Below are 19,807 nucleotides of genomic sequence, written 5' to 3' on the forward strand. Positions count from 1 at the left end.
TACACCGTTTCACGGTGTTGCGCGGGCGTTCCCGGCGTACCGGTGGCAGCAGTGGCTTTTCCCATTCTTCTAGGGAGCCATCTCCATGAGCCGTATGGTGAAAATATGTTCTTCGAACCCCCTCCGGCTCAGCAAGAATCGGCTCGCCAGCCCAAGCCCCGACTGCCTGTTTGGTCCGCTCCGCCGGCGGACGAGATGGGTGCGGTGATGGTCAGCGGACTGGCGCTGGCCCGCACCCCGAATGTCGCCATTACCTTGCCAACGATCCAGGCGTTCAGCGTTGGCTGCCTGATAAACGTGGACATCGTCATGAGGCGCCAGACGCTTTCTCCCGACGACTTCCAGGCCCTCCAGCTATCCGTGTTCCCGCATATGGTCACCGGGGTGAGGGCCGATCGGCCGTTGCCGGACCAACTGCTACGGTTCGGCGTGCGCTTCGCCGACGGAGCCAAGGCCACCACCGTCGGACAACGTCTGGACAGAACACAGCTCCCGCAGGCTCCACCACCGGGCCCGCGGCTGTCCTCGCTGTTCCCCGGCATGTCCATGCGCAGCGGTGACGAGGATGCAGGTGTCATGACCATGGGGCTGTGGCTCTGGCCCTCGCCTCCCAGGGAGAGCTTCGAACTCGCTGTGGAGTGGCCCGTCGGCGGTATCGAGCTGAGCATCGTCGAACTCGACGGCGCGGCCATCGCGGACGCCGCCCAGCGGGCGGTCCCGTACTGGCCGGAAACCCCGCAGGACGGGTAAATCCCGGCCATCGCCAGCCTCGGTGAAGTCGCGGGTGGGGGCGCGCCCCAGGTGGAAGTCGCCGGTCAGCCGGTTCGGTGTGGCGGCCCGTAGAGGTCGTCGAGGCGGAGCGGTGCGGGCTGCGGCAGGGATGGCGCGCCGTCCGTGGCCCGGCAGGACTGGAGGAAGTAGGCGAGCAGGCGGCGAGAGGCGGCCAGGGACACCTTCGGCGACTGCCGCACGACGCCGCTGTTCGCCAGGAGCAGGAGGGTGACGTCGCTGGGATCGAAGTCCTTGCGCAACTGCCCGGTGTTCTTCGCACGCTGTACCAGTTGGGTGAGCCCTGTCTCGGCGCGGGCGCGCTCGCGACGGAGGTCGGGATCGTCGGGAGACTCCTCGAGGAACGCGGCGCTGAACCCGCGGTCTTCGGCCTGCATCCTGCACACCTTGGCGAGGGCGGAGCAGAGGCCGCGCCAGGGATCGTCGTCCCGCAGGGCCTCGTCCAAGGTGGCGACGCACTCGGCGAGTTGCTCGGAGAAGGCCGCGGCGATCAGCGAGCCCCGGGTCGGGAAGTGCCGGTAGAGGGTGGCGGCGCCAACGCCGGCCCTGCGGGCGATGGTGCTGGAGGGTACGTCGGTGCCGTTGACGGCGTACGCCTCGCGGGCGGCTTGGAGGAGCCGGGCGCGGTTGTGCCGGGCATCGGCTCGCTGCCCCCGGACGGGGGTCTCGGAGGCGGACGAGGACGGGTTCCGAGACGGCTGAGCAGGCATGTCTCTCACTTAACCACAAATGGAAGAGGTCATCCGCTTAGCGGGTTAGCCTGCTCAGGTGCCGCGGCATCGGGGTCACCGAGGACGTCCGAGCCTCGTTGTCCGGCGGGCACCTCCCCTTTCATGCGCGGCAAAACGCCACAAGGAGACATCATGCGTGCAGTAGAGATCACCGACTTCGGTGGTCCGGAGAACCTCAAGCTGGTCGACCGGCCGGACCCGACCGCCGAGCCGGGCCAGGCCGTCTTGGCGGTGGAAGCGGCCGGGGTCGGCCTTGTCGACGTTCTGATCCGGCAGGGTGCCAAGCCCGACGTCGGCGCCGGCTTCGTACCCGGTCTGGAGGTGGCGGGCACGGTGGTCGAGGTCGGTTCGGAGGACGACGCCGGGTGGGTGGGACGCCGGGTCTTCGCGCCGACCGGACACGGCGGCGGCTACAGCGACCGCGCCGTGGTGCCCGTCGAATCTCTCGTAGCACTGCCAGAGGATGTCTCGTCCCATGACGCGGTAGCGCTCGGGGTGAATTCCCTGGTCGCCGCGGCAAGCCTGGAAAGGGCCGACCTCAGGGCGGGCGAGCGGGTGCTCGTTCGAGGCGCCGGTGGCGGGATCGGCGTGCTCACCACCCAGCTCGCGGCCGCTCGGGGCGCGACGGTGATCGCCTCCGTTCCCGACCGGTCCGTCGCGCAGCGGCTGTACGACCTGGGGGCCGCGGAAGTCGAGGGCCTGGAGGCGGTCGACCCGGGCCCGGACGGCCGCTATCACGCCGTCATCGACATCGTCGCCGGTTCCGACACGGCCGACTTCATCCCCCTGCTCCGCCCGAACGGCAGATACGTGATCAGCGGTATCGCCGCAGGCGCCCCCACCCCCGACTTCGGCATGGCACTGTTCGCGAACTTCCAGCAGTCCTGGACCATCTCGACCCTCAGTCTCAGCAGCGCACCGTCGAAGACCGCCGCCGAGACCTTCGCACTCGTCTTCGCCGACTTGCGGGAAGGCCGCCTGAAGCCGGTGGTGCACGGCACCTTCCCGCTGGACGAAGCCGCGGCCGCGCACACTCTGCTGGAGTTCGGCACCACCTTCGGCAAGATCGTTCTGGCTGTCTGATCCGGCGGGACGAGCCGATCGCCCGCTCACCTTCGGGAGCGGAGGGCCGCCAGTTGCCCGAGGCGAACATGGTCCCGGAGTCCCATCGCCGGAGCCGCGCGGTCCGAGTGCGGCACCGTGCCGAGGTCAGGCGCTCGAACTGCGAGTAGGCGGTCCGCTCGATCGACGTCACCGCCGAGCCCCCTTACCGCTGGCCCTACGCTTCTCCAGGCCGGGTCGCCAGGTCCGCGATTCAACATCATCGGCTCGGGACAAGCCCGGCGAGCAGGGCTACCCTTCGATAATGTCGCCCCTTTTCCCCTCGCTGGGCGCGGTAGCGCTCGCGACAGCCGCCTTACTCCCGACCTCCTCGATCACGCAGACGCGAGAAGCACCCACCTCCGCGGCGGACCGGATCCTACGGGTCTACAACAACAACATCGAGAACCTGGTGAGAAACAACGCCGACGGCACGTGCACCCGGATCTCAGGCCCCGACCACCTCACGTCGATGCTCGTCGACGACAACGGCAACACGGGCACCTCCGGCGTTCAGGCTCCCGATCTCCTGATCGTGCAACAGGTACGCGGCACCGGACAGGCCACGGCGTACGCCGACCAACTCGGAGCCAAGTTCGGCTATCCGGCGGGCACCTACAGGGCACTCGTGGCCTGGGACGACCCCGAGGAGTGGGGCAGTTCGCACAAATGCAGCCAGCAGGCGCTCGGCGACCTGAAGAAGCGGCAGACCAACGGGATCATCTACAACACCAGGACGCTGAGTCTCGCGGCCGGCGACATCTCCAAATACTGGAGCGCGGGCTGGCTGAAGCCTGGCACGCCGTACAACGGCGGGGCCGGATGCACGCTGTACAAGCCGCCGAACAACGACGACGGCACCACCAACGAACACAAGTGGAAGCGCACCAGCGCCCTCGCGGCGAGATTCACGATCAGGGAGACCGGGACGACCGTCTTCGCCGCCACCATGCACCTCCCGGAACAGAACGGCGGGAACGCCTGCGCTGGCGCGGGCAACACGGGCATCGCCGGCTCCGGCATTCACGTCGGCACGGACGCCACGAGCCTGATGAACGCGTCAACGATCCGCGTGATCGGGATCGACGCGAATCGCACGAACATCGCCGCCACGACGCTCGGCGCGTTCGGCCTGACCGGCTACGGAGCAAAGGCGACCATGGGCTCCAGAAAGATCGACTACCTCTTCGTCAAGGGCGCCGTCCGGCCGTCGACCATCGACCACACGGTCGGCAGCACGAAGTCGAACCATCTCGCGCTGTACGGATTCATCGACTTCTGAGCCTCCACGGCACCGGCAAACCGCTGGACTGTCCGGCGGCGACATCGATCGGAATCCACGACTCGCGCCCGGTCCCGGTACGGGCGTCCTCGACACGCCGCCCCGACAGCCGCGCGGACGACCCGGCGGCCGGTGGGAGAAGCGGGAGGACAAGCCCAACGGGAGAGGTCCGTGGCGGGAAGGCAGGCATGGGTTCTCGGGAGGAGGTGCGCAAAAGGCGACGCCCTCGCCGAAACGGGCGAGGGCGTCGCGAAGGCGCAGGGGGTTACTTGCTCTGGCAGCTCTTCGAGCGGACTTCGTACCAGACGATGCCTGGAGCCTGGAACCGGACCGCGAAGCACTGGTTCTTCCTGGCGGCTTCCCGGACCTTGTAGATGGCCGAGGCCCCACCCGCCGTATAGGCGATCTTGCAGATCAGCTTGGCCTTGCCCTTGAGCTTGTCGCAGGCACCCTTCATCGCCTCGATGGCGCCGGCGACGCCGGCGACGAACCAGGCGTTGTAGAGCTTCTTGGTCAGGCTCTTCGAGAAGATCAGCCGGCACATGGCCTTCCACCACTCGCACTGCAGCTTGAGCGCGGGGTCGGCGACCACGGGGTAGGCGGCGCCCGCGTGGCTGACCGTCTGGATGAGCGTCATGCCCTCCACCCGGTACGAGGTCGGCACCGGGTTGCCGTTGGCGTCCTTGGCCCAGGGCAGGTCGATCTCGGCGAGGTAGAAGTCGTTGTTGTAGATCAGGACCGTGCCGTCGTCCTCCTCGACCTCCAGCATCGAGCCCTCGGGCGCGGAGATCGGGAAGCGGTACTCGGTCGGTGCCGAGGAGTCCTTGATGATCGTCAACGCGCGAGCGATCTGACCGGTGCGCTGGTGGGCGTAGGCCACGCTGGGCTGGTTGGCGGCGTAGGTGACCAGACCGGGCAGCGGCTGGTTGCCCGCGCCGCTGGCCTCAGGCAGGCCGATGCCGATGTCGGTCTCGCTGACGGTCGCGACCAGCGTACGGTCGGGGTCCGTCGCGATGCCGAACGGCCGCTGGACGTCTCCATCCGGGATCTCGGTCGGCGGGACGGTCTTGGCCTCCTCGACGATCTCGGGCACCACCTGGGTGAGGGCTGCCAGGGCAGGGTCTTCCTGCGCGGCGATGGCCGGGGTACCTGCCACGGTCGCGCTGCTGAGTGCCAGGGCCGTCGCTAAGGTGACGACGAATGCCCGAGCGGAAATGCGCATGGATGTCCTTCCACGTGGGTGGGAGAGAACTGCACAAACGCCGCAAAAATAAAGATCATCGGCAACCAGTCGGGTGATCTTGGATGGCCGCACCGTAAACGTTTGCCGTCTTCCGGCACCCTCCGACTCCACGTGCGCGGACAGCATCGAAATCAGGTCAAGGGAGGATTTTGGCGGCGTTCGCGTAGCGCACCTTCAGAAGATCGGACAAGCGGTCGAGGGCGGGGTGGTTGGCTGCGATGATCTTTTCCTGGGCCGACGCGTAGGCGCGCTTATGGGCGCCGCTGTAGTCGACCTTCAACCGGCACGCCTCATCGGCGACCGCCACCGCGATCTCGTCCTTGCCGGGTGGCTGCCACGCGCTGTCCTGCCCGCCTCGCCCGGCCCATCGCTTGTCGCTCTCGGCGGCCGGCGGGTCCGGGTAGGTGAAGCCCGATGCACGCATGCACTCGCTCCATGCCGAGCCGGCGGCCCGCACTTGGGGGTGGTTGTACGCGGCCATCGCGGCGTCGTCCATCAGGACGTAGAGGTTCTTGTAGATGTGTGGCTTGGCCGGCGCCTTGCCGTCCGGGCCGGGAGCGTTCCCATTGAGCTTGCGCTGCGCCCGGCCGTCACATCCTTCCGAAGGAACGGCACGACCTTTGTACGTTTTCACGGTGCCGACGTGAACGGCGTCCTGCTCCGCCGGAATGACGTACCCGCGGATGCCGGAAACGGCGGCCGCGGCTTCCTCCCATTGTCCAGGAGGGCCGCTGTAGCCGTATTCGGCGACTTTCTTTGCCCCCAGCCAGCCGAGGTAGGACGCGTTCTTCGGATAGGAGATCGGCTTGGTGTTGTGCGGTTTGAAATCCAGCCCGAACCTGGCCACGCATCGCTCTATCAGGAGATAGCGGGCGGTCTGCACCGTCGAGCGCTGTTCGGACGTCAGATCGTAGGCGTCCAGCGGCAGGACCAGGTCGGACTCATTCTTCACGGGGCGGGATTGTGGCGGGCTGAACGGGCTCGGTGCGCTGCAGGCGGACGCGACACCTAAAAGGGCTGTGATGCACGCGATGGCGGCCATCGGATGACACTTCAAATCTCTCCCTATGACGACAAGCGGTGCGGCTGCCAAAGCCTACCTGGGACGCCATGCCGCGCGATGCTGCCCAGATTCCATGGAGGTGTGGAACGGCCACCCAGAAGTGAACCCTGTGATTTCCTGAGGAAGAAAGCAGGAGGTGGCTGGGCGGCGTCAGCGGCTGCGCTGCTTTTGCTCCACTCGCTGCGCGGACTTGATCCGATCGGCCAGGAACGGGTCCTCCGCCCCCGCGCATTCGCCGGGTGTGCGGTGACTGCGGCTCGAACCACACCTCTGACGAGTCAGGGCGCTTCCTGGACCCCAAACCGTCGCATGGGCTACGCCCGTAAGACGGCTGTCCGGAATCTCCATGGCCCCTCACCCTGAATTTCGGCGATGACGGCCTAAACGGTGACGCTTTTTCATCCTGACGGCCTGGTACGGCAGGCCCGCGGAGGGCGGGTTCCGCTCACCTCGACCCGGGAACGACTCCGCACAGGTAAGTGGACTCTTCCAGCAGTCGCGGGGTCATCGTGATCCCGGTGAGGTGCTCGGCCAGGAGGAACGCCGGCCCTTCGTGGGGATCGGCGATCGGGTGGACGGGGGAGTCGATCCGCTCCAGAATCTCTACGAGTTCGTCCGGCATCTCCTCTGAGTAGCTTTCATGGTGCCTGAACATGAACTGGAGCTTCCCGTCTTTGATCCAGTGGGAATAACCTTCCTGGTGCGCGAACTCGAACCGGATCTTTCCGTCGTCGATCCAGTAGAAGCAGTCCATGCCGTCGACGTCGAGGTAGAAGTGGGAGACGAGGCGGGTGCCCGCCGACAGCGGCATAATGATCTCTTCGGTGATGCCAAGCCCGCTGCAGGCCTCGACGAGGAGTACCCAGTCTCCAACGGCGACGGCACCGAAGGTTTCCCGCCAGATCAGCTCATCAAGCGTCACGCGAGAGCAGTCTTCAACCCGGACGCCGAGCCGGTTCACCACTTCCTCAGGCGTCAGGCCGCGGACGTAGGTGAAGCAATAGGCATCCGCCAGGCCGGGGAAGCGCTCGGGGGAGAGCCAGGAGTAGTCGTCAGGAGTCGCGATCATCCCGTCATGCTCCCAGCACCCACCGACACAACAAGAGCCATTTCATCCTGTAGCGGCCTTCTTCCGCGAATTGCGGCACAAGGATCGCCTGCACGAGCGCGGTCGCCCCGGGCCGATGGCGATGCCGCTTGAACGGAGTCCGGATCGTGCCGCCCGCGCCTAAGGTCTTCACGCCGGTGCTGGTCAAGGCGTGGATCAGGCCGACCACGTCATCGGTCAGGGCGGCCAGGAGATCGACGGCTTCGCGAACACAGCGCCAGGCCGTGGTGGTCCCCACGGCGAAACCGGCGGCCAGGCGGGCGTAGGTGTCGCCATTGCGCAAATCGGCCAGGACCAGTAGGGCCTGCTGCGCTGGGTCCGACTTCCGCTGCCGGGAGCGGCGTTCGGCGTGCCTGGTGCGGACGGGAGCGTTCTCTCAGCCGCCACCGCTTTCCGCAGACCCATCCTGACCAGCGCCTTCACGATGGAAAGAGCTAGGTGTTGCTCAGTGGTGGACCGGCATGCGAAGTCCGTCAGCCCGTACCGTATGAGTCGTTCGGATGGCGCTCGCCCACCCCTCGCGTCGTCAGCCCGGAAGGCGCCAATTGCAGATGCCCTCGATGCACAGCTCGGTGGTCGTGACGCGCGGGTCCGGCGCCTTGATCGATACCTTGCCGCCCCACCGGCTGTAGTGGGTGTCGACGTGGAGGGTCTTGCCTATCAGTTCGTCGAGGCCGGCGGCGAACGTGAACGTGAACTTGCTCTGCACCCTGCTGACCAGGCCCGCGGAGGTCAGCGTGACGGTGTAGCCGAGCCTCATGTCCGGATCCCAGCCGGCGTGACCCGAGTGCTCCGCCCAACGGGAGACCCGCTCGAGCTCCTTGAAGGTGATCGCGCCGGTGACGGTGTCCCCGCTCCGCCGCCCGTTCTTCAGCAGGGCGGACAGGGTCGCCGGCTCGGCCGGGCTGACGAGTTGCTCATCGTAGCCGAGCAGCTCGGTGTGCCAGAGGTTCAACTGGTGAGAATCCTTCCACCAGATCTTGCCCTTCTCCAGCCATTTCCCCACGAGGCCGCCGGATCGATAGCCGGTGCCGCCGATGTCGTGGTTGAAGCCGATGACACGTTCGCGCCCGTGCTCACCTCCGGTAGTAGTGACGTCCAGGGCCTTGATACCGCCCTTGACATCGAACTCGAAGACCCCCTTGCGCCGGCGTTCCGCCCGCTCGTCCGCGCCATTCGAAAAGGTGGTTGTCTCGGTGAAATACATGCCGTGTCCGGGCGCCAGAACGGCCTTCAGCGCCTGGACGGGGTCCTTGGCCGCTGCCTGCCAGGGAGCAGCGCCAACGAGCAGAGCAGCGCAGGCCATCAAAGTTATGATGATCCTCCTCATGATGGTGATCCTGCCGCGATCGGATCACGTCCGGAACACGGGCCGGACGCGACCATCGAAAGATCAGAACATATTGACGACGACCCCTCAACGTTGAAGTGCTCGGAGAGAGATTTTCGAATTACGGTAGGTATTGAGTTTCCGAGACAGCGCCAGAACCTGGACCAGGTCCGTAGCCCGACCAGCCAGGGCGGCGTTTCCCTGGCGAGGAGGTGGAGAGCCATTGCACAGATCCGCAGGCGTCATCCGGGACACGCCGATGGGCGGTGAGCTGCCCCACCCGCCGCGGCACGTCCGGACGGCCGCCCGGTGACCGGCTTCGCCGAACGCATCGAGCGGCACCGGGGTGAGCTGCGGGTGCACTGCTATCGGATGCTCGGGTCGTTCGACGAGGCGGAGGACCTGGTCCAGGAGGTGTTCCTGCGGGCGTGGCGCGGCCGGGACGGCTTCGAGGGCCGTTCCTCACTGCGCGCCTGGCTGTATCGGATCGCCACCAACGCCTGCCTGGACTTCCTCGACGGCCGGAGCCGCCGGACGCTGCCCGACCAGGCCGATTCGCCGACCGGCCCGTGGTTGCAGCCGTTCCCCGGCCACCTGTGGGAGCCGGTGGCGCCGAGCGCCGACGACCCGGAGGCCGCGGTGGTCGCGAAGGAGACCCTGGAGTTGGCGTTCCTGGCCGCCATCCAGCACCTGCCGCCCAGGCAGCGCGCCGCGACGATCCTGTGCGACGTGCTGGGCTGGCCGGTCCGCCAGACGGCCGAGGCCCTCGACGGCAGTGTCGCCTCCGTCAACAGCGCACTGCAGCGGGCCAGAGCCACCCTGCGCGCCCACCTGCCGCCCGGCCGGTCGGACTGGGCCCCGTCAGCCCCGCCCACCGACGAGGACCGCAGGCTCCTGCGCCGCTACATGTCCGCGGTGGAGCGTGGCGACCTGGCCGAGGTCGCCGCGCTGCTGGCGCGGGACGTGCGGGCGACGATGCCGCCGTACCCGGAGTGGTTCGCCGACCGCGACGGCGTGCTGGCAGCGCTGTCGGCGAGCTGGGACGCCGACTCACCCGACTACATCGGAACGCTGCGCATGCTGCCGGCGAGCGCCAACGGCCAGTTGGCCGCGGCTACGTACCGGTGTCCGCCGGGCGGGCAGGCGTACGAGCCGTTCGGCATCGGCGTGCTGCTGGTCCGCGACGGTCGGATCAGCGAGATCGTCGCGTTCCACGAGCCGGCCCTGTTCCCGTCGTTCAACCTCCCACCCATCCTGGACCGATGAGGTTTCGCGGTGGATGCCGTCTCAACACCGTACGAGGCAATCAGCCGGCAGAGGAGACAGCAGTGAACGACATCGAACCGCAGACCGCGAACGGCAAGGTGCTCTGGCACTTCACCATGTCCCTGGACGGGTTCGTGGCCGGGCCGAACCACGAGATGGACTGGATGATGACCGGCATCTCGCCCCAGCCGGGCCTGATTGACGAGTACGTCAGCACGACTGGCGCGATCCTGGGCGGCCGGCGCGGCTGGGACCTCTTCCCGGATCCCGGGATGGTCTACGGCGGCGCCTGGACCGGACCCATCTTCGTGCTCACCCACCATCCGGAGGACGCCAAGCCCGCCGACGGCGTCACGTTCCTGGACTGTGACGTGGCCGAGGCGGCGCGGATCGCGCTGGCCGCGGCCGATGGCAAGAACGTCGAGGTGCATTCGCCGACGATCGGGGGCCAGCTTCTCGAACGCGGGCTGCTCGACGAGATCAATCTGCACATCGCGCCCGTGCTGCTCGGCGAGGGCATCCGGCTGCTGGACCTCCCCGGTGGCCGGCCGCACTACCTCCATCGGGTCGGCGCCGGCGACCCCACGGCCGAGCTGAGTGTGCGGTACCGACCGGTCAGGCCGTGACCGCGAGCGTCACCACGGCGATCGGCGCCCAGCGGGGTGCCGATCGCCTTGGCCTGCCCTGCGGGAGTCACCCGCCCTGGGCTTGCCGCTGGGCATCGGTGTGCAATACGAGGCCGTCGCCGGAGGCGGACCGGAACCCCAGCCCGGCAAGGGCGGCATCGTCGATCGCGGTGACCACGCGCAGGGCACCGGCTTCGGTCGCCTCGCCGACCGCAAGACGCACCAGCGCGTTGCGTACCTCCGATGGAACGCCGGGCAGGACGTGCACCAGGTCGAGCCGGACGGTGGTGCGCTGCTCGTTCTCCCAGGACGCGGCCGCATGGCCGATGAAGGGCCTGCCGCGCTCGTTGTTGACGCAGGCCTGCAGCCAGCAGGCGAGCCTGCTTCGGGCGATCAGATGTCTGGGGATGGTCACGTCCAGCCCCGCCTTGGCCAGCCAGGAGCCGGCCTCGGTCGGATGCGGGGGAACCGAGCTGATGGAGTAGCCGGTGGGGCAGACGTCGGGGGCGTCGCGGGGGTTCAGCAGGACGTACCCGTTGCGGATCGTCCGGTGGCCGCGGCGGACCAGCCCGGTCGCGAGCTCCTCCGCGAGCCGGCCCGCGACGTCCGCGGCCCATTCGTACGCCGAGTGCACCGGCAGGCCGGTCCATGGACTCCGTGGTGCCGTCGGATACTCGACCGCGATGGCGTAGAGGTTTGGGTCCAGCCGCCAGCGGAAGATCACCAACATCCCGTCAGGTTCTGGTCTGACATCGACGGGGCAGTAGCCTTCCGTCACGCTGCCCGCACGTGACAGGCATGTCCTGACCGCTGCGAGGACCTCCTGCCGGGACCACTCGATCGTCACGTGTCCCAGGCTCCCACACTCCCGTCTCGCACTCGATACGGCCGCGGCCGACCCCCGCCGCTCCCGAGATCCCTGTCCATGGCCGGGCACGGCCGTCAGGTCACTCGACCATGACCTGATGGGTGGCCTTGGCCGGCCCGGCCGTGGCCTCCCCTGACCACAACGCGAGGTAGCTGTGTACCTGCCGGCGATGACGGGCGTGTCGGTGAAGGTGTACGTGCCGTCGGCGTTCACGCTCACCGGCGGGAGCGCGACGCTTCCTCCGCTGACGTCGTCGACGTACACGCTGCGCTGCACGGTGAGCGTGGCCCCCGGCGAGGGCGGCTTGCCACCCGCCGTCAGCACGCCGGTCAGCTCCATGGCTGTGCCGACGACGCCTGACTGCGGCCCGTCCATGGTGAGGGTGGATCTGTGCCTGACCGTCACGATGACGGAGGCGCTGCTCCGGCGGTAGTGGTCGTCGCCGTCCCAGAACACCCAGTAGGTCACCTCACCGATATCCGGCGGCGTGTCCTCGAAAGCGAACGTGCCGTCCTTCTGCGTCGTCCACGGGGGCGCGCAGGTGCTCGCCCCCGACCGCCATCGGCGCCGGGGTGGCCGCGCCCAGATCCAGGCCGACGACGCCGCCAGGGCCGTTGTCGCACCCGTGCCCCACCCACAGCCGCTCGCCCAGTAACGCCAGGGTGGACGGGCACGGGTGGGCCGACAGGTCGATCCGCCGGGTGACGGCGAGGCTCACGGTGTCGATCTCGGCCACCTCGTTCGAGCCGGTGAGCGCCGCGTACAGGCGGGTGTGGTCCGCGTTCATGGCCAGCTCGCGGACGCCGGACAGGCCGGTGATCAGGCCGACGGCGCCGCAGTGAGCGGCTGATCGGCGAACCAGTGGGTTCTCGGGGGAAGGCGGGCTCTCCCCGGCCGGCGACGCTCCGAGCAGCTTCTCGGCGTCGGCCATGCCCGGCTGTGCACGCCGTCTCGCTGGGCCTGGTCATGCCGCGATGGCGATCACCGTGGTGACCCGGCGAGCTTCGAACCACCCGACATGCGAAAAACAGGGCCTGTGATCACGGAAGCTAACAATTCACCACAAACACGATGATCAGCTTGAAACGTACAAACAACACGGAGTCGGATAATCGGCAATAAAACCTCCCAAGACTCGCCTCCAGCAAAATCTTGGAGGTACGTGTTGGGGTACAGCAGACGCGATTTCCTGTCCGCCGTCGGTGTTTCCGGCGGCGCAGGCGCGCTTTTCGCGACCATGGGGGCCCTGGGGCTCGCGCCGTCCGCAGAGGCGTCCGCGAAGGGAACCTTCGACCCGCCGCAGCAGTCCGACTTCTCGCTCACCGGGCGTTCCGCGAAGAAGGTGGTGATCCTCGGCGCGGGGATAGCGGGCCTCGCCACGGCGTACGAGCTGGGCAAGGCGGGCTACGACTGCACGATACTGGAGGCGCTCGACCGGGTGGGCGGCCGCAACTGGACCATCCGCGGCGGCGACCGCGTGACCGAGCTGAACGGTTCGACACAGGTCGCGCGGTTCGGTGACGGCGTCTATCTCAACGCGGGCCCGGCCCGGCTGGCGCAGTGGATGGTCACCATGGACTACTGCCGCGAACTCGGCGTGGACCTGGAGGTCTTCACCAACGCCAACGCCCAGGCGTACATCTACCATCAGAACATGCCGGCCCCCGTCCGCTGGCGTGCCGCCAAGGCCGACGTGTACGGGTACGTCGCGGAGCTGCTGTCGCGGGCGACCGACGCGGGCGCGCTGGACACGGCGCTCACCGCGCAGGACAAGGAGCGGCTGATCGCCTTCCTGTCGAGCTTCGGCGCGGTGGGGGACAAGGCGAGCGGGTTCCGGTACTCCGGAACCACCCGCCGGGGCCACAGCGTGAACCCGGGCGCGGGAGAGCAGGCGGGCACGCCGCTCGGGCCGGTGCCGTCACTGTCGGAGGTGCTGGCGAGCGGCGTCGGGCAGCGGTTCGCGTTCGAGTTCGGCTACGACCAGGCGATGCTGATGTTCCAGCCGGTGGGCGGCATGGACGCCATCCCGCGCGCCTTCGCGAGCAAGATCGGGCGGCAGCGGATCCGGCTGCGGGCCAAGGTCACGAAGATCACCGATCTGCGGGACGGCGTGGAGGTCGAGTACGAGGACCGCCACGGCCGTACCCAGAAGATCACGGCGGACATGTGCGTCGCGGCCATGCCTCCGAACATCCTGGCCAAGACCGCGCACAACCTCGGCCCGGAGGTCCAGGCCGCGCTCGCCACCCCGACCGTCACGAACGCGGGCAAGATCGGCCTGGAGTACCGCCGCCGCTGGTGGGAGACCGACGAGGACATCTACGGCGGCATCACCGCCACCGACCTCGACCTGTCCACGATCTGGTACCCCTCCTACGGGTACGGCACGGCGCGTGGCATGGTCGTCGGCTACTACAACTTCGGCCCGCAGGCCGACGCCTACGCCGCGCTGAAGCACGCCGACCGCGAGCGCCGCGCGATCGAGCAGGGGATGAAGATCCACGGCGCGAACTACAGGGACGCGCTGGCGTCGTCGGTGTCCGTCGCCTGGAAGCTCCAGCCGCACATCGAGGGCGCATGGGTGGGCTGGCCGTCCCGGCAGGGCGCGTACCAGCTCCTCAACAAACCGGCCGGTCATGTGTACTTCGCGGGCGACTGGCTGAGCTACATGATCGCCTGGCAGTCGGGAGCCCTGGAGTCCGCCCGCAAGGTCGTCACCGAGTTGCACCAGCGCGTCCTGAGCACCTCCTGAGAGGACACTCCCCATGAAGATCCGCACCATCGCCCTCTCCGCGGCCGCCGTACTCGTCCTCGGCACCGGAACGGCCGCCGCCGGCCCCACCTGGTCGCCCCGGCCGCAGGAGGTCAAGCCCTTCCTCCCGGCGGGCACCACCAACCCCTCGATCGCCGACGGAGTGGCGCTCGGAAAGCAGGTGGCCTCGTACACCGCCAGCGGTCTCGGCCCGGCGGCGGCCAATCCCGCGGCCCCCGCCGACTCTCCCGAACGCTACGTCGACTTCCCCGGCGGGACCCTGCCCCCGGGCGTCACCATCACCGAGGCCCAGGCCCTCAACGTGCTCAAGCGCATCAAGGCCAACCTCGCCGCGGCCGGGCTCGGCCTCGCCGACGTCGTCTCCATGCGCGCCTACCTGGAGAAGCCGCCCGGAGCGGAGGCGGCCGACTTCACCGGCTGGAACCGCGCCTACCGCCAGTTCTTCGCGAACACGGACCTGGCCACCGGCCGGCCCGTACCCGTCCCGCTCGGCACCGCCCCGCCCGCCCCGCCCATGGAGGTGAACCCGGCCCGTCCGGCCCGCGTGACGATCGAGATCGCCAACCTCCCGGTCGCGGGCTGGCTGGTCGAAGTGGAGGTCGTCGCCGCCTACAGGCACTGACCGCCACGCCGGGCGCCAGGCGTGTCCGCGGACCGGACACGCCTGGCCGGGCTTCGCCGCCCACTACCTGCCCGTCTACGCCGGCCGCCCTCATCGGCGGACAGCGAGTCGATCAGCTCGGCGGCGACCTCCGGCTCGGCCTCCGCGGCCGGTCTGGGCGAGGCGGCGGCGCGAAGGGACCCGGGGTCTGCTCCCGCCCGGTCAGGCGCGGGCCCCGATCGCCTGCTCGGCCAGCACTCTGGCCAGGTCCATCACGGCCACGCGGCGGCGCGCGAGGGCCCGCTCCTGGTCGGGCTCATCGAGGATGAGGCGCCGTAGCTGCGGCACCGAGAAGTTCCACGCCACCAGGCCCAGGATGGTGAACAGCCAGTCCTGGGCCGTCGCCCGCTCGGGCAGGCTGGCGGCCGTCAGGCCGTCGACGTGCCCGCGGTAGGACTCCTTGCGCTCCTGCTCGCCCTCGACCTGCCCCTCTCCCACTTCCAGCGCCTCCCACAGCAGCAGGCGGATCAGCTCGGGGTGTTCGTGGTACCAGTCGAACAGCCGGCCCACCCCTTCGGGCAGCGCGCGGGGGTCCAGGCTGACGGCGTGGCAGATCTCGTCCAGCTTGGCCCGTACGACCGTGCCGAACAGCTTCTCCTTGCCACCGAAGTACAGGTAGATGGCCTGCTTGTTGGCCTGGGCGGCGGTGGCGATGCGGTCGATCCTGGCACCGGCGAGGCCGTGCTCGGCGAACTCGGCGGTGGCGGCCTGGAAGATCCGCTGCCGGGTGGCCCCCGCGTCGTACGTCATGACCACAGAATAAACCATTCGGTTGACTTTCTGGCTGCGGCACGCCATGGTCTAAACCAACCAGATGGTTTATTTGTGGAAGGAAGCACCTATGTCCGTGATCACGCTCGCCCCCGTGCCCGTCAGCTCCCCCATGCCCGCCGGGCTGGAGGGCCGTTCCGTGGTGATCGTCGGGGGCAGCTCGGGCATCGGCCTGGCCGCCGGCACGCTGCTCGGCTCGATCGGGGCGCGCGTCACCCTCGTGGCCCGCGACACCCGCCGGCTCGCCGCCGCAGTGGACCGCGTACGCGCGACGCCCGGCGCCACCGTGGCCGGGATCGCCGCCGACGGGACCGACGAGGCCGACCTCGAGCGGGCGCTCGACCAGGCGGGCGCGGTGGACCACGTCCTGGTGACGGCGGGCGCGCTGGCCGTCGGAGCGCTGCTGGACACGCCGCGCGAGCGGGTCGGCGATGTCGTCGAAGGGCGGATCTGGGGCGCGTACGGCACCGCCCGCGCCGCCGTACGCCGCCTGCCCGCCGGCGGTTCGATCACCTTCAGTTCCGGCGTCTACCTGACGCGTCCCATCCCCGGCGCCTCGGCGGCCATCGCCGGCATCGGCGCCGTCGAAGGGCTGACCAGGGCATTGGCGGTGGAGCTGGCGCCGCGCCGGCTGCGCGTCAACGCGATCCGGTACGGGGTGGTGGACACGCCGCTCTCGCGTACCTCAATGGGATGGGCCGACGACGACGCCGTGGCCGCGGCGGGGCGGACGGCTCCGCTGGGACGGTTCGGGACGGCCGAGGAGGCGGCTTCGGCCGCGGTGTTCGTGATGGCGAACAACTTCGTGACCGGCACGGTGATCACTGTCGACGGCGGGCAGAGCCTCATGTGACGCCCTTCCGGCCGGGCCTTGGAGGCGATCCCGCTGGGGCTGACTGCCTTGTCTGTGCTGAGTTGAAGGGAATTGTTGGATTTCGAGCGAATTGATGGGTGTTGTGGCCTACGGTGATTGCCGGACAAGATCATCCTGAGCCCATGGAGGCATTTTCGTGATCTTAGGCAAAGCACTCATGGCCGCCCTGCTCGTGGGAACGGTCGGCCTCACCCCGGCGTCGGCGGAGGCCAGGCCGCCTGACGGGGTGACGCTGATCACCGGCGACCGGGTCATCGTCGCAGGCCAGGGGCGCCACGTCGAGCCCGGACCGGGCAGGCAGGTGCGTTTCACGAGCCAGATGCGCGGAGGCCATCTGTACGTGATCCCCTCCGACGCCGTGCCGTTGATCGCCAGGAACGCGCTGGACCCCCGGCTGTTCGACGTGACCCAGTTGCTGGCCTGGAAGTACGGCGACGCCGACACGCCGGACATCCCGGTGATCGCGCAGGGGTTCGCAGGACCGGAGGGCGCCAAGGGGGTGCGGCGGCTGTCCGATCTGGGGATGAGCGCGGCCCGCGTGCCCAAGGCGGAAGCCGCGCAGGCGTGGAAGGACCTGACGAACGGCACTCGCACGCTGGGGGCGGGCGGGTCCAAGCTGTGGCTGGACGGCCGCAGGTCGTTCACGCTGGACGAGAGCGTCAAGCAGATCGGTGCTCCGCAGGCGTGGGAACAGGGGCTGAAGGGCCAGGGCGTCACCGTCGCGGTGCTCGACTCGGGCTACGACCCCGACCACCCGGACCTGAAGGACGCCGTGGCGGTGGAGCGGAACTTCAGCGACGAGCCCGACATCCGCGACAACCTCGGCCACGGCACGCATGTGGCCTCGACCGTGGCGGGCCGGGGCGAGAAGTACCGAGGGGTGGCGCCGGAGGCGCGGCTGGCCATCGGCAAGGTGGGTGGTCCGTCGGGCCCGACGGACTCGGCCATCCTCGCGGGCATGGAGTGGGCGGCGGTCGAGGTCAAGGCCAAGGTCGTCAACATGAGCTTCGGCAGCCCGGACAGCATTGAGCTGGACCCGCTGGAGCAGGCGGTCAACACGCTGTCGGAGCGGACCGGCGCGCTGTTCGTGGCCGCGGCGGGCAACGACGGCGCCGACGGCACGGTCGGCAGCCCCGGAAGCGCCGAGGCGGCGCTGACCGTGGGCGCGGTGGACCGCGAAGGACGGATGGCGGGCTTCTCCAGCCGGGGGCCGCGCGTCGCCGACCACGCGATCAAACCGGACGTGACCGCGCCCGGCGTGAACATCGTCGCCGCGGCGGCGGCCGGCACCGCCGACGGCCCGTATCGAGCGATGAGCGGCACGTCGATGGCCACCCCGCATGTGGCAGGGGCGGCGGCGATCGTGGCACAGCGGCATCCTGACTGGACGGGCGCGCAGCTCAAGGCCGCGCTGATCGGCAGTGCCGCGCCCGCGGCGGGCACGACCCCGTACCAGCAGGGCGCGGGGCTGGTCGACCTGAAGCGGCTGCTGGCGCAGCAGGTCACGGCCGATCAGGCCAACCTCTGGGCGGCGTTCCCGTGGGACGGCGACGAGCGGGTGGCGACCAGGACGATCACGTACGCGAACGCGGGCGACGCTCCGGTCAGCCTGGACCTGTCGGCGGACGGCGAGGTGCTGAAGCTGTCGGCCTCCGAGGTCGAGGTGCCGGCCAAGGGCGAGGCGTCGGTCACGCTGACCGTCGACGCGAGCGGGAAGACGCCGGGCGACTACCCGGGAACGGTCACCGCCAGGTCGGGGGAGACCGTGGTGCGCACGCTGGCGGGCGCCTACGTGGAGCCGGAGTCGTACGACGTCACCATCACCGCCCTCGGCAAGCAGGGCCGGCCGGTCGACCCGTTCATGAGCGAGATCTACGACGCGAGGACCGGTGTCGTCCACCGGCCGGCCTTCCGCGACGGCGTGGCAACGGTCCGGCTGCCCGAAGGCGACTGGAACCTCTACACCGAGGTCCTCGAGAGAAACGACGGCAAGTTCGCCTCGACGATCGGCGACGCCTCCTTCCGGGTCGACGGCGGTGACCAGCGACTCACGGTGGACTCGCGCCAGGGCAGACCCGCCAAGATCACCCTCGACGACCCGAACGCCGCGCTCAGGTCCGGCTACACCCTCGGACTCGTCCACGGCGCGTGGAACCTCTGGGTGGGCACCTTCGGCATGGACGTCAACAGCGAGTTCTTCGTGGTCCCGGCTCGCAGCCCGGGTCTGACCTACACGCTGGCGACCACGTGGCTCAGCAAGGACGTGCGGCCCAGCCCGTTCGTCTACACCCTCGTCGACCGCCGGACCGACGGGCTGCCGGAGGACCCCTCCTACAACGCCAGGCAGAAGGACCTGGCCAAGATCACCGCCACGTACCGGGCTTCCGGGGTGGCGGCGGAGGGCATGCCGATGACCGGATTGCGGATGACTGACCTGCCCGGCTTCTCACTCGACATCCCGGTCGGTGAGATCTCGTTGCCCGGCACGCTCGTCCACTACCGCACGCCCGGGCTGACCTACGACAGCGGGCTCATGGTCGGCACGGCGCTGACCTTCGACGGCGGCAAGGTCGCCAGGCGCGGCTCGGCCGGCGAGGTTTGGGGCGCGGCGGTCACCGGGCCGGCGTTCCTGCTGCCGGGCGGCGACCGTACCGGTGACAGGCTCGCCTTCTCCGCGCAGGGGCTGTTCTCCGACGGGCAGAAGGGCCGGACGGGGCTGGACAGCGCCGCCACCGGCACCGCCGCCATCAGCAAGGACGGCCGGGTGCTCGCCGAGGCCGGCCTGGCCGACTGCCAGTTCTACCGGCCGGACGGGTGCGAGTTGCGCGCCGACCTGCCCGCCGGGCCGGGCACGTACACGCTGAGCGCGCAGATGCGCAGGCAGGTGCCGTACGCGGCGTTGTCGACCTCGGTCGAGTCGGTGTGGACGTTCCCGTCAGCGACCACGGCGGACAGCGAGCCGCTGCCGCTGATGGCGGTCCGCTACAGCCCGGCGGGCCTGGACGCCTCGAACCGCGCCAAGCCGGGCAGCACGACGGCCCTGCCGCTGTGGGTTGAGCGCAACCCGGGCGCGGCTGCGGCGCAGGCGAAGTCGGTCCGGCTGGAGGTGTCGTCGGACGACGGCGCGACCTGGCGCGCGGTGCCGGTCGTCCGCACCGGTTCCGGCTGGTCGGCGGCGGTGAGGAACCCGGCTGCCGCCGGATTCGTCTCCCTGCGTGCGGCGGTGACCGACACGGCGGGCGCGGCGGTGACCCAGACAGTCATCCGCGCGTACGCGATCGGCTGACCGGAGCTGCCCCCGGACCCCGGTCTGGGGGCAGC

General features: G+C 69.3%; 18 protein-coding genes and 1 pseudogene. 10 read left to right on the forward strand and 9 right to left on the reverse strand.

Annotation, left to right across the window (positions count from 1 at the left end):
* Positions 1-105: 105 nt before the first annotated feature.
* Entirely contained in the window at positions 106-750 is a 645-nt protein-coding gene (locus ACZ6S0_RS37415; RefSeq protein WP_465924059.1) for a hypothetical protein, read from the forward strand.
* Positions 751-815: 65 nt separating this feature from the next.
* On the opposite strand, the gene ACZ6S0_RS37420 is transcribed toward ACZ6S0_RS37415, so the two are convergent.
* Positions 816-1,499: a TetR/AcrR family transcriptional regulator gene (locus ACZ6S0_RS37420; RefSeq protein WP_465924060.1), complete on the reverse strand. Its 684-nt coding sequence runs from the start codon at positions 1,497-1,499 to the stop codon at positions 816-818.
* Positions 1,500-1,622: 123 nt separating this feature from the next.
* Between ACZ6S0_RS37420 and ACZ6S0_RS37425 the strand changes: the two genes are divergently transcribed.
* Positions 1,623-2,603 carry a quinone oxidoreductase family protein gene (locus ACZ6S0_RS37425; RefSeq protein ID WP_465924061.1) on the forward strand — a complete coding sequence of 327 codons (981 nt, stop codon included), beginning with the start codon at positions 1,623-1,625 and terminating at the stop codon, positions 2,601-2,603.
* Positions 2,604-2,886: 283 nt separating this feature from the next.
* Positions 2,887-3,903: a hypothetical protein gene (locus ACZ6S0_RS37430; protein WP_465924062.1), complete on the forward strand. Its 1,017-nt coding sequence runs from the start codon at positions 2,887-2,889 to the stop codon at positions 3,901-3,903.
* Between the two features lie 265 nt (positions 3,904-4,168).
* Here the strand turns inward: ACZ6S0_RS37430 and ACZ6S0_RS37435 are convergent, their stop codons facing one another.
* From ACZ6S0_RS37435 to ACZ6S0_RS37455, 5 genes and pseudogenes are all read right to left on the reverse strand, one after another.
* The gene (locus ACZ6S0_RS37435) at positions 4,169-5,125 is read right to left on the reverse strand and encodes a hypothetical protein (RefSeq protein WP_465924063.1); all 957 of its coding nucleotides are present in this window, start codon (positions 5,123-5,125) and stop codon (positions 4,169-4,171) included.
* A gap of 157 nt (positions 5,126-5,282) precedes the next feature.
* Positions 5,283-6,098 carry a hypothetical protein gene (locus tag ACZ6S0_RS37440; RefSeq protein ID WP_465924064.1) on the reverse strand — a complete coding sequence of 272 codons (816 nt, stop codon included), beginning with the start codon at positions 6,096-6,098 and terminating at the stop codon, positions 5,283-5,285.
* Positions 6,099-6,654: 556 nt separating this feature from the next.
* The gene (locus tag ACZ6S0_RS37445; protein WP_465924065.1) at positions 6,655-7,278 is read right to left on the reverse strand and encodes a DUF6461 domain-containing protein; all 624 of its coding nucleotides are present in this window, start codon (positions 7,276-7,278) and stop codon (positions 6,655-6,657) included.
* A 4-nt stretch (positions 7,279-7,282) separates the two neighbouring features.
* Positions 7,283-7,681, reverse strand: a pseudogene (locus tag ACZ6S0_RS37450) (helix-turn-helix domain-containing protein); the annotation flags it as partial.
* 162 nt (positions 7,682-7,843) lie between these two features.
* Positions 7,844-8,647: a hypothetical protein gene (locus tag ACZ6S0_RS37455; RefSeq protein ID WP_465924066.1), complete on the reverse strand. Its 804-nt coding sequence runs from the start codon at positions 8,645-8,647 to the stop codon at positions 7,844-7,846.
* A 309-nt stretch (positions 8,648-8,956) separates the two neighbouring features.
* Between ACZ6S0_RS37455 and ACZ6S0_RS37460 the strand changes: the two genes are divergently transcribed.
* Positions 8,957-9,913, forward strand: a complete 957-nt coding sequence (locus ACZ6S0_RS37460) for an RNA polymerase subunit sigma-70 (protein WP_465924067.1) — start codon at positions 8,957-8,959, stop codon at positions 9,911-9,913.
* Between the two features lie 62 nt (positions 9,914-9,975).
* On the forward strand, positions 9,976-10,539 hold the full coding sequence (locus ACZ6S0_RS37465; protein WP_465924068.1) for a dihydrofolate reductase family protein: 564 nt from the start codon (positions 9,976-9,978) through the stop codon (positions 10,537-10,539).
* A gap of 67 nt (positions 10,540-10,606) precedes the next feature.
* Here ACZ6S0_RS37465 and ACZ6S0_RS37470 read toward each other — a convergent pair whose 3' ends face one another.
* On the reverse strand, positions 10,607-11,269 hold the full coding sequence (locus tag ACZ6S0_RS37470; RefSeq protein WP_465924069.1) for a hypothetical protein: 663 nt from the start codon (positions 11,267-11,269) through the stop codon (positions 10,607-10,609).
* A 307-nt stretch (positions 11,270-11,576) separates the two neighbouring features.
* Here ACZ6S0_RS37470 and ACZ6S0_RS37475 point away from each other — a divergent pair, with 307 nt between their 5' ends.
* The gene (locus ACZ6S0_RS37475) at positions 11,577-11,840 is read left to right on the forward strand and encodes a hypothetical protein (protein WP_465924070.1); all 264 of its coding nucleotides are present in this window, start codon (positions 11,577-11,579) and stop codon (positions 11,838-11,840) included.
* A gap of 36 nt (positions 11,841-11,876) precedes the next feature.
* Here the strand turns inward: ACZ6S0_RS37475 and ACZ6S0_RS37480 are convergent, their stop codons facing one another.
* Positions 11,877-12,338, reverse strand: coding sequence for a YncE family protein (locus tag ACZ6S0_RS37480; RefSeq protein WP_465924071.1), 462 nt, complete (start codon positions 12,336-12,338; stop codon positions 11,877-11,879).
* Between the two features lie 234 nt (positions 12,339-12,572).
* Between ACZ6S0_RS37480 and ACZ6S0_RS37485 the strand changes: the two genes are divergently transcribed.
* Both ACZ6S0_RS37485 and ACZ6S0_RS37490 read left to right on the forward strand, forming a co-directional pair.
* The gene (locus ACZ6S0_RS37485) at positions 12,573-14,159 is read left to right on the forward strand and encodes a flavin monoamine oxidase family protein (RefSeq protein ID WP_465924072.1); all 1,587 of its coding nucleotides are present in this window, start codon (positions 12,573-12,575) and stop codon (positions 14,157-14,159) included.
* 13 nt (positions 14,160-14,172) lie between these two features.
* A complete protein-coding gene (locus ACZ6S0_RS37490; RefSeq protein ID WP_465924073.1) occupies positions 14,173-14,802 on the forward strand; it encodes a Rid family hydrolase in 630 nt (209 codons plus the stop codon).
* 201 nt (positions 14,803-15,003) lie between these two features.
* Here ACZ6S0_RS37490 and ACZ6S0_RS37495 read toward each other — a convergent pair whose 3' ends face one another.
* Positions 15,004-15,591, reverse strand: a complete 588-nt coding sequence (locus ACZ6S0_RS37495) for a TetR/AcrR family transcriptional regulator (RefSeq protein ID WP_465924074.1) — start codon at positions 15,589-15,591, stop codon at positions 15,004-15,006.
* A gap of 91 nt (positions 15,592-15,682) precedes the next feature.
* Between ACZ6S0_RS37495 and ACZ6S0_RS37500 the strand changes: the two genes are divergently transcribed.
* Both ACZ6S0_RS37500 and ACZ6S0_RS37505 read left to right on the forward strand, forming a co-directional pair.
* Complete coding sequence (locus tag ACZ6S0_RS37500) at positions 15,683-16,465, forward strand: SDR family oxidoreductase (protein ID WP_465924075.1); 783 nt, start codon at positions 15,683-15,685, stop codon at positions 16,463-16,465.
* 157 nt (positions 16,466-16,622) lie between these two features.
* Positions 16,623-19,772 (forward strand): S8 family serine peptidase, encoded by a 3,150-nt coding sequence (locus tag ACZ6S0_RS37505; RefSeq protein ID WP_465924076.1) that lies wholly within the window; start codon positions 16,623-16,625, stop codon positions 19,770-19,772.
* Positions 19,773-19,807: the final 35 nt, after the last annotated feature.

Source organism: Nonomuraea sp. NPDC051298 (genome assembly GCF_055586305.1).